At 69.6% G+C, this 1456-nt stretch carries 2 protein-coding genes; one reads left to right on the top strand and one right to left on the bottom strand.

The window, feature by feature from the left end; all coding sequences use genetic code 11:
- The coding region (locus MTQ10_RS30365) for a response regulator transcription factor (RefSeq protein WP_247473880.1) at positions 1–388 on the bottom strand (388 nt) is incomplete at its 3' end.
- Positions 389–651: 263 nt separating this feature from the next.
- Here MTQ10_RS30365 and MTQ10_RS30360 point away from each other — a divergent pair.
- Positions 652–1257 carry a carbonic anhydrase gene (locus tag MTQ10_RS30360; RefSeq protein WP_247473878.1) on the top strand — a complete coding sequence of 202 codons (606 nt, stop codon included), beginning with the start codon at positions 652–654 and terminating at the stop codon, positions 1255–1257.
- Positions 1258–1456: the final 199 nt, after the last annotated feature.

Here is a 1456-nt window from a genome sequence, read left to right as displayed (position 1 = left end):
TGGGTAAAAGGGACAGGACGGGTGCGGGGGCGCGCTGGGAGCCGCGGGTCACCGCGCGCACGCGGGCCACCAGTTCGCGCACGCTGAACGGTTTCGCGAGATAGTCGTCGGCTCCCAGTTCCAGGCCGAGCACCCGGTCGGCCTCCTCGCCGCGCGCGCTGAGGATGACGATGGGCACGTCGGAGACCTGGCGGATGCCCCGGCAGACGTCGATGCCGTCCATGTCCGGCAGTCCCAGGTCGAGCAGGACGACATCGCCGTACGGGCCTCTCAGCCCCTCGGTGCCGGTGGCGACGTGATCGACCGTCAGCCCGTAGTGCCCGAGCCCCTCGGTGAGCGGCTCGGCGATCGTCTCGTCGTCCTCGATGAGCAGCGCCCGTATGGCCATGCGTCCTGTCTCTCCATGGAATCGGGACAACACGAACGACGTGTCGTGGAGTTGGCAACGTATCAGTGGTTCGACGCTACGACACGATAAGGCAACCGGGTGTGACAACACGCTCAGAAAGCGATTGCGGATTTTCTCCGCGCAGGTCGGGGACAAAGAATGTCAGCCCTCTTCCCGGCCCCTTCCTTTCCCTTAACCTTTCTCTGGTGCGCGGCTCTCTACGCTGTCGTCGACTGGCCGAACTCCCCTTGTAGGAGGCAGAGTTGAAGGCACTGTTGGATCGTGCTCGCGCGTTCGGGCGGCGCGTGGATTTCGAGAGCGACGAATATCGGAAACTGGCCGAGGGGCAATGTCCCGAGGCGCTCTTCATCACCTGCTCGGATTCGCGCGTCATTCCCGCGCTGATCACCGGTGCGCGGCCCGGCGAGATATTCGAGCTGCGGAACGCGGGCAATATCGTGCCCCCGTACGGGTGTGCCGGGGCCTCGGGTGAGGTCGCCACTGTCGAGTACGCACTGGAGGTGCTCGGGGTTCAGGACGTGGTGGTGTGCGGTCACTCACACTGCGGTGCGATGAGGGCGCTCGTGGACGGCGAGGACCTGTCGGCGCTGCCCGGGGTGGACGCCTGGCTGCGGCCGGCGCGCCCGGCGCTGGCCGAGGTGCTCGACGAGGCCGAGGACGATCCGTCGCTGTCGGGTGTGGCCCAGCGCAATGTGGTCAACCAGCTGGCCGCGCTGCGCAGTCATCCGGTGGTGCGGCGGCGGCTGGCGGAGGGGGAGCTGCGGCTGCACGGGTGGTACTACGAGGTGGACACGGGCCGGGTGCACGAGCTGGACGCCGACGACCGGTTCCGGGTGCACGCCGCATGAGCGGGGCGCATGCGCGGGGACGCGGTCATGCCCGCCCCAGGAACTCGCCGGGAGCCGGCGTCGCGGGGAGGTTCGGCGCCGCGGCGGCGGGCCTCGGGGTGAAGTCGGGAGCCGGGCCTGACCGGCGCGGCGGGATGGCGGGAACGGGGCCTGGCGGGCGCGGCGGTGGCGCGGGAGCCGGGCCCCGTTCCCGCCATCC

Source organism: Streptomyces sp. XM83C (assembly GCF_023072675.1).
GTDB classification, from domain to species: domain Bacteria; phylum Actinomycetota; class Actinomycetes; order Streptomycetales; family Streptomycetaceae; genus Streptomyces; species Streptomyces thermocoprophilus.
The sequence above is the reverse complement of the archived record's forward strand: the minus strand, read 5'-3'. Positions and strand labels throughout refer to the sequence as shown.